The organism is Paenibacillus sp. Marseille-Q9583, from assembly GCF_976954365.1.
The window spans coordinates 42,866-49,998 of record NZ_CDRJTB010000051.1 but is presented as its reverse complement, the minus strand read 5'-3'; the positions used below and the strand labels follow the sequence as shown (position 1 = coordinate 49,998).

General features: G+C 40.1%; 12 protein-coding genes and 1 pseudogene. 11 read left to right on the top strand and 2 right to left on the bottom strand.

Features of this window, described 5'->3' with window-relative positions; genetic code table 11:
• On the bottom strand, positions 1 to 534 hold a 534-nt coding region (locus ACWNM1_RS21095; RefSeq protein WP_449602532.1), incomplete at its 3' end, for a methyltransferase family protein.
• Between the two features lie 107 nt (positions 535 to 641).
• Between ACWNM1_RS21095 and ACWNM1_RS21090 the strand changes: the two genes are divergently transcribed.
• Positions 642 to 1,172 (top strand): peptidase M56, encoded by a 531-nt coding sequence (locus ACWNM1_RS21090; protein ID WP_449602531.1) that lies wholly within the window; start codon positions 642 to 644, stop codon positions 1,170 to 1,172.
• Here ACWNM1_RS21090 and ACWNM1_RS21085 read toward each other — a convergent pair.
• A complete protein-coding gene (locus ACWNM1_RS21085; RefSeq protein ID WP_449602530.1) occupies positions 1,142 to 1,690 on the bottom strand; it encodes a MepB family protein in 549 nt (182 codons plus the stop codon). The two genes, ACWNM1_RS21090 and ACWNM1_RS21085, sit on opposite strands and share 31 nt — an antisense overlap.
• Positions 1,691 to 1,808: 118 nt before the next feature.
• Between ACWNM1_RS21085 and ACWNM1_RS21080 the strand changes: the two genes are divergently transcribed.
• From ACWNM1_RS21080 to ACWNM1_RS21035, 10 genes and pseudogenes are all read left to right on the top strand, one after another.
• Positions 1,809 to 2,696, top strand: a complete 888-nt coding sequence (locus ACWNM1_RS21080; RefSeq protein ID WP_449602529.1) for a phosphotransferase family protein — start codon at positions 1,809 to 1,811, stop codon at positions 2,694 to 2,696.
• 104 nt (positions 2,697 to 2,800) lie between these two features.
• Positions 2,801 to 2,998: a cysteine-rich CWC family protein gene (locus tag ACWNM1_RS21075; RefSeq protein WP_449602528.1), complete on the top strand. Its 198-nt coding sequence runs from the start codon at positions 2,801 to 2,803 to the stop codon at positions 2,996 to 2,998.
• Between the two features lie 87 nt (positions 2,999 to 3,085).
• Entirely contained in the window at positions 3,086 to 3,652 is a 567-nt protein-coding gene (locus ACWNM1_RS21070; RefSeq protein ID WP_042189883.1) for a 5' nucleotidase, NT5C type, read from the top strand.
• A gap of 154 nt (positions 3,653 to 3,806) precedes the next feature.
• Positions 3,807 to 4,133: a PadR family transcriptional regulator gene (locus ACWNM1_RS21065; protein ID WP_042189881.1), complete on the top strand. Its 327-nt coding sequence runs from the start codon at positions 3,807 to 3,809 to the stop codon at positions 4,131 to 4,133.
• A 6-nt stretch (positions 4,134 to 4,139) separates the two neighbouring features.
• Positions 4,140 to 4,913 carry a permease prefix domain 1-containing protein gene (locus ACWNM1_RS21060; protein ID WP_449602527.1) on the top strand — a complete coding sequence of 258 codons (774 nt, stop codon included), beginning with the start codon at positions 4,140 to 4,142 and terminating at the stop codon, positions 4,911 to 4,913.
• Between the two features lie 18 nt (positions 4,914 to 4,931).
• Positions 4,932 to 5,093, top strand: coding sequence for a hypothetical protein (locus ACWNM1_RS21055; RefSeq protein WP_449602526.1), 162 nt, complete (start codon positions 4,932 to 4,934; stop codon positions 5,091 to 5,093).
• 158 nt (positions 5,094 to 5,251) lie between these two features.
• Positions 5,252 to 5,404: pseudogene (locus ACWNM1_RS21050) on the top strand (TetR/AcrR family transcriptional regulator); the annotation flags it as partial.
• 194 nt (positions 5,405 to 5,598) lie between these two features.
• Positions 5,599 to 5,874 (top strand): phosphotransferase, encoded by a 276-nt coding sequence (locus ACWNM1_RS21045; protein WP_449602525.1) that lies wholly within the window; start codon positions 5,599 to 5,601, stop codon positions 5,872 to 5,874.
• Positions 5,875 to 5,888: 14 nt separating this feature from the next.
• Positions 5,889 to 6,377, top strand: coding sequence for a GNAT family N-acetyltransferase (locus ACWNM1_RS21040; protein WP_449602524.1), 489 nt, complete (start codon positions 5,889 to 5,891; stop codon positions 6,375 to 6,377).
• Positions 6,374 to 7,126 carry a hypothetical protein gene (locus ACWNM1_RS21035; protein WP_449602523.1) on the top strand — a complete coding sequence of 251 codons (753 nt, stop codon included), beginning with the start codon at positions 6,374 to 6,376 and terminating at the stop codon, positions 7,124 to 7,126. Before ACWNM1_RS21040 ends, ACWNM1_RS21035 begins: the two co-directional genes overlap by 4 nt.
• Positions 7,127 to 7,133 lie beyond the last annotated feature (7 nt).

The window sequence follows — 7,133 nt, the reverse complement described above, 5'->3', positions numbered from 1 at the left end:
CTCTTCCTGAAGAATAAGTAAATGAATGGCTACTATGTTAAGAAAGAATATAATTAGTGTTAATGAATTTGGATACATAAGATACAATCCAAGAAACATGAGATCGAAACCGACAAATGCGGCATTTCTACTAAATTTATATATACCGTGCGTGATGAGTTTTGTTACAGTAGACTTATCAATCCCAACTCTCCACGAAGTACGCATGGCAATCATTGCTTGTATGAAAATGGAACATCCGAGGGCTACTACACCAACACCGATAAAGTGAATCGCCGGATGATTAAAATGTTCTCCTACTAGTGTAACTATGTATGACTCCGCTAAGGAAAACGTAAACCACGCTGCTCCCCACACAAAAGTAGTAGTCTTAACGAACAGCTCGGTATAATGGATCATAGATCGTTTATTTTCTTTAGCTAATACGTTTCCTTTAATGTGGTTCTTTTTGTAAAGTATAAGGAGCTTCAAAAGGTAAGAAATAAGGAATATGGAGAAAAGAATTAGGGATAGGATATTTTTTAGATTACTCATTGTAATTTCCTCCTTACTAATACATATGAATGATTGCTCATATGTTTGCTTATATCTTATTTCCTGATGCTGTGCATGTCAACTAAATATTGATTTAGGGGGATAATGTGAAGACGTCAACGTATAAAAGATGGTGGTTAGGGGTCCTGATTATTGCGGCTATTGCATTAGTAAGTACTGGAATCGGAATACTGGTCAAGCCATCGGGGTTGTCAACATATACTTCAAAAGAGCATAAGGTCACTTTGAAGTATCCCTCCGAGTGGGTAGTGAATCCAGAATATGATGAAAAATATCAGGGGGAAGACGGATTCTTTCAATTATCCGCTATTTCTGGAGAGGGGTTATCCATCGATGATGTAGCAAACATGGATGCCTTTCATCAACTGAAGCCTTATGGCTCCGACCCACAAATCATTGAACTGACACTAGAAGGGCTAAAAGCGGAAGAGAAAGCACGATTGATTGTGCCTTCTGCTGATCAGGAAGAGGAATGGAATCATCAGGCTGCTATTATTTTGAAATATCCAGAAGCAGTGAAAATAGGAGATTCTATGTACAATTATTTTATTTTGTGGGCGGATATAAAGCATGCGGAGGATATTGGTCAGACTGTACGATTTACGGGGAAACCGTAAAGCGTTTGCGCACGAAGGAATTCTAATGGCTTATCTGTTGGTATCTCTAAGAAATATTCCAACTGCCATTGTTGTGTTTTTTGAGCTTGACGACTCGTGGGATTATCCCATGGCGGGTACACTCGTAGTGCTCTTTTGCCACCCTCACCTTTATCGGATAATATATCTTGTTTACCTAGCACAGCTTTTGGAAATACAAATTGACCAAAGTGATTCTCATTGCGCGTACTTATAACGAAGAGATCAGCAGTATCTGATATAGCATAGGGTTGGATGGGGCCATCTCCAATTCTCTCCCATAACGTGACAAACTGCCCGATCTTTGTAGGTGTGATTTTTGCAACACGGAATCTTATGGATAGCGCGTTTAAATTAAATATATACGCCCCATAATCAGCATTGTGTGGTTCATGAATGAGGTCAGAGCAATCAAGATTGCACGGGTTATATACAAGCTCTTGGGTAGCAAGCAGATCACTATGAATGATACCAGAAAAGCTATGATTCTTAAATTTCATCTGTTCAAATCTCCCGGTTGAGTTCCTGAGAAACTCCTAATGTTCTCTATCTTAATGCAAGAATAGGGAGTTCACAACCGTGAACAGAGCACCTTCCCTTGAGACTGGAGGTAGTCGTATGAAATCCATACATAAATTAATTGAAATTTTTAAGCTGAATGTTTTGAATATAGAGTCTGTTCCAGAGTCGTTTAGTTCTGAAGTGTATAAACTTACTCTTATTAATCTAGACAACGTATACGTGAAAATTCCATACAACAGGGATAAACTGGTTCGCGAATTTGATATGCTTGAAAGACTAAAGGGTGTTATACCTGTTCCAAAAGTATTGGATTTCTGGGACGGAGATAATAGGAGTGTCGGTGCAATGCTTCTCTCCGCTATAGATGGGGTGCCTTGTACGAGTAACATTGATCAGAGTCTGGCGTTTCAAATCGGTAATTATCATGCCATGCTTCATGAAGTTACCATGCCAGCGTATGGATGTTATGGATCCGATGGTTTTCAGATGGTAGAGAACAATAGCTGGAGATTATACCTGAAAAATAATTATGAAAAGTGGAAAGAACCTTGTAAGGAGCTCCTTCATCCTGATTTATTTGAGAAATGTATAACTCACTTTGATAGCGTATATTCGGCGTTACCTGAACCTGATGGGCCTTGTGTTGTTCATATGGATTTTCGACCAGGCAATATATTAATAAAAGATAATCGAGTCGTTGGTATAATTGATTACGAGAGCGCTCGTGGTGGTTCCTCTGAAATTGATTTTACAAAAATGAACCGATACGTCTGGGAAGTGAACCCGCTAACCCGGCTCCCGTATGTGCAAGGCTACGAATCGGTTCGTCCTTTACCTGATCTCGAAAATATAATACCGTTTTATAGTTTTTATGATGCTTTTAGTGCGGTAGTTTGGTGTAAAACTAGAGGGATTGAGAACAATAAGGCATTTCTTCAGGAAAGTATAGAGGAATTGCAAAGATCTATAGAAGGAATGAATTGATAGGAAATCTTCAGAGGCGGTTATGAAGGAAGTATTTGAATTTCATGAAAAAGAAAAGTAAATAATAGAAGTGAAATGTTTAATCGTATGGGGGAGTAGAAGCTTTGGAAATAAAAAATAAACAAATTAAACAACGGTATTGTCCTTTATGTAAAGAATTAAATCATTGTGGTGCTAATAGTGGTGATTGTTGGTGTTTTCATACGGAAATTCCTGCAGAACTACTAGAAAGGGTACCTTTGGAACTGAGTGGTAAAGCCTGTATCTGTCAAAGATGCGTAGAGGCGTTTAAAAAACATTAAATATAAATTTAACTAACTCAAGACGAAAACAGTAATTATATTGTGTATACTCAAATAGTAATATAAAAAAACATATGGGGGACACAGATGAGAAAGCCTATAATTGCAGTTGATATGGATGACACGATATGCCATCTAGTCAAACGAGCTATATACCATAACAACAATGATTTCCCCACTCATGTACTGAAGTACGAGGAGATGCTTGATTGGAATACGGATCATTTACGTCATCCAGATTGTACACAAGATGTATTCTATGGGCGGCCTGGTTTATATGAGGAGCTTGAATTATTCGACGAGCATGTTGTAGGTGAAATGGAGAAGCTGCACAATGCTTATGATGTTATTATTGTTACGGCGGCCCAGCCCAATGCAGTTGTTGAAAAATGGAACTGGCTGCAGAAGCATATGCCGTTTATTCCCATCGAAAATTTCTTCCCATGCAAACGAAAGAATCTTATTAATTATGATCTTCTGATCGATGACGGGGTTCACAACTTGGTTCCTGCATTGCAGGACGGAAGGAAAGTACTCTGTATTCCGCATCCATGGAATTTGAGAGCCCGTGAACAATATGGATTTCCATTATTGACCTCCTGGGAAGGTGCGAAAGAGAAGATTGATCAGATTTTTGAAAATTCAAGAGACTAACTGATTTGAGGAGAGTTGCTCACATAGAGCAATTCTCTTTTTTTATCTTTTAGATTTTTTTACCTATTTTTTTCGCAACTACTTCATCTGTCGTAGTAATTATGGTATACTGCAACTACTACGACAGATGAAGTAATCATAGGGGGTACCATTTTTGATCAGCAGTGATGTTATACGTGGTTACAATGATACGATGATCCTCTACATGCTGCTCGATGGGGAATCCTACGGGTACGAGATTTCTAAGAATATCAGGCAGTTGACTCAAGAGAAGTATGTCATGAAGGAGACAACGCTGTATTCCGCCTTTACCCGGCTGGAGAAGAACGGGTACATTGAATCCTTTTATCTGGATGAGAGTCTTGGCAAGCGGCGCACCTATTACCGGATTACCCCGCTGGGTCTCGCCTATTACCGAGAAAAATGTGAGGAATGGAAGGTTACGCAGGAAGTTGTAAACCAATTTATCAAGGAGTGGTGATAGTGCATGGAGACGATCATAGTATATCTGGATAATATGTTTGCGGGTCTGCCGAAGACTCCGGAACTGGAGCATTTGAAGCAGGAGCTGCTGTCCGGGATGGAAGATAAGTACCTTGAGCTGAAGCGGGATGGCAAGTCTGAGAATGAGGCGATCGGTATCGTTATTTCGGAATTCGGCAATATTGAGGAGCTTACTGCTGAGCTAGGCATCCATCCAGCCGGACAGGAGAAGACTGTGCCCATGCTTAGTGAAGAAGAGGTCTATGCTTATGCGGCTGCCAAACGTAGCTCTGGATTATGGACCGGTCTCGGTGTTTTTCTCTGTGCATGCGGCGTGGCGCTGTTGATTACTCTTAGTACATTGTTTGAAAATAATGCTGATATGGCTGATAAAGGTTCGATGCTGGGGATGGTCGGAATGTTCGTGCTGGTCGCTGTGGCCGTTGGCATGTTCATTCATAGCGGCATGAAACTCGAGCGCTTTGAAAGTCTAGAGCAAGGTTTTCAGCTACCTTATGCGCTCAAAACAGCGCTTCAGCGCAGTCAAGCCCTTTATGCTCCGACTTATCGCCTTGCTTTGATTGTGGGCGTCTGTCTTTGTGTGCTATCGCCGACCTTTATCTTCGCAACTTCGTATGTCAACGATGATTTCGCTGCTTATGGAGTCTCTGCCTTTCTGGTGATTGCAGCAACTGCGGTGTTCTTGTTTGTCTATTACGGAAATATCCAAGAAACTTATAAGAAGCTACTGAATGAGCCACATATCGATGCAAAGTAGAAGGGAAAAGAACAATTTGTGAGGGCTGTGTTGTGGCCGTTGGCGACGGCGATTTTTCTGTTTACGGGCTTTGTCTATGGATGCTGGGACATTAACTGGGGTGTATTCCCAATTGCTGGCATCCTGTCCGGCATGTTCAGCAATGTGTATCATATTCTAAAGCGCAAAAATGTCTCTTGATTATGCTGACTGCACATTAAGGTAACCTCATCCATTTGAGGTTACCTTTTTTCTTTCGTCCAATTTGCTGGAACATCATTGACATGATGTATTAAATGGATTTTAATGGAATGGACCGACGGTCGGTCTATAAAAAGGAGGACTCAGAATAAATGTGAATTTCCAAAGAAGCAGAAGAACGCAGAAATGAAATATTGGATAAGACAGAAATGCTCTTTTTTACGAAAGGTTATGCGAGTACTACAGTGAACGACATCTTGCAGGAGATCGGGATTGCCAAGGGTACGTTCTACTATTATTTCAAGTCGAAATAAAATTATAACGATCGTCTTATTTATTTTATGATGTTATCGGCGTTGCTTGCTGCTTGTGCTTCTCAAGTCATTATGGAATTAAATGCTAAGGATACAAAACAGGATGGTTTGGAATGGTCTAGCTTGCTATTAGATAACCTGAACCAAATAATCCTTGGGAACAACTTGTAGATTCTTCAGCGGAACAATTATTGATATTGAATCATATGGTTATCAGCCATCGGGATTTAGATCAAAAAAATGTACTATGGGATGAGCTTCAGATACCCATTATTATTGACTGGGAAGCAGCAGGACCTATCCATCCAACCCAAGAGCTAATAGATGTAGCCCTTTATTGGTCAGGCTTTGAAACGGGAAGTGTAAGAAAAGATGCTTTCTACACGCTTATAAGTACCAATCGGGAGCAAGGTGGCGAGATTTATGCTAACTCTCAGTGTATCGAATGGTGTAACCAAGACTACTAAAGGAGAACTTATATATGAATGTAGTAAACGCTACTATGGAGGATATAAGAGGATGGCTGGAGCTGGCGGCAGAGGTAGAGTCCCTTTTTGGGCCGATGGTAGATGATCCGAATTTCACTCTAGCGTTAGAAAAAAATATCAGTCGACAAAGCGCTTTTTGTGTACGAGAAAACGATGGTTCGCCAGGTTCAAGATTACTTGGAGCTGTGTTATTCTCTTCATCCAATGCCCCTAATTACAAGATTGGTTGGTTATCTGTTTCAGCCATAGAGAGAAATAAAGGAGTTGCGACAGCCCTTCTTAACTATATTATCGAAAGTATCGAAACCCCAGCAGAGATATTCGTTACTACATTTGGGGAGGATCATCCAGAGGGTCAACCTGCTAGAAGATTTTATCAGAAGTTTGGTTTCTTTCCTATGCAGGATGGGGTTCCAAATGGCCCCGAAGGTGGCTCAAGACAAAATTTCAAGCTGACGATCGCTCACAAGGATTCATTATGAAAAAAATAATTTATTTATCGGTGATTTCATTTTTCTTGCTAGCGATTTCTTTCAGCCCATTGTTCAACTATATCCGTGAGTATATGATTTCAGATCAAATCAATCAGCGTTATGAGATCAACCATGCTGAAAAAGGATATAACACGTTAAACGTTCGAGAACTAACGGTTGATGATAAGCATATTAAGATCCAAGAAGAAAATACAGGCAGGAAAGCAGAATTGACCCTTTGGGATGAAGAGGAGAGTGTCCCGCCTGGAGATATTGTGAAAGTTCAGTTTTTATTAAATGGTCAAAAAATCTCAACTCCTGATGAAATATGGTTGTCTAATCGGGAACGAGGAAGCAGATATTTCTCATGGATAGATATCCTTTCTGTTACGGATCGAAAGACTGGTGAGAAAGAAATTAATATAGTCCAAAGACTTACAGATGATAGTCAGCCGATGGAAAAGAGAAAATGGAAAATAATCACGATCTCACATGACGGCAGTATAGAAGAAAAGGTGCTGAGTTATGCTCAAAGAAGTGACAATCATCTAGGGGTGAAGCTTATCGAGTTCTCGGGTACATCACTTATGGGTATGGGCTTCTATTCGGATATTACTAAAAGTTATCCAAGTTTATTTTTCCCTCTAATTTATCCGTTTTTGACGGGCGTCGTAGGAATCTTCTTATTGATCATTATAGTTGTTCAATTACTGATTGAACTTCATCATAGGCGCGTTATTAGGAAAAATGGACGATAACGGTCAT

Excerpts from the sequence above, each read along its gene's own strand:
- ACWNM1_RS21035 (WP_449602523.1), top strand. The coding sequence starts at position 6,374 with ATGAAAAAAATAATTTATTTATCGGTGATTTCATTTTTCTTGCTAGCG.
- ACWNM1_RS21040 (WP_449602524.1), top strand. The coding sequence starts at position 5,889 with ATGAATGTAGTAAACGCTACTATGGAGGATATAAGAGGATGGCTGGAG.
- ACWNM1_RS21060 (WP_449602527.1), top strand. The coding sequence starts at position 4,140 with ATGGAGACGATCATAGTATATCTGGATAATATGTTTGCGGGTCTGCCG.
- ACWNM1_RS21070 (WP_042189883.1), top strand. The coding sequence starts at position 3,086 with ATGAGAAAGCCTATAATTGCAGTTGATATGGATGACACGATATGCCAT.
- ACWNM1_RS21080 (WP_449602529.1), top strand. The coding sequence starts at position 1,809 with ATGAAATCCATACATAAATTAATTGAAATTTTTAAGCTGAATGTTTTG.
- ACWNM1_RS21085 (WP_449602530.1), bottom strand. The coding sequence starts at position 1,690 with ATGAAATTTAAGAATCATAGCTTTTCTGGTATCATTCATAGTGATCTG.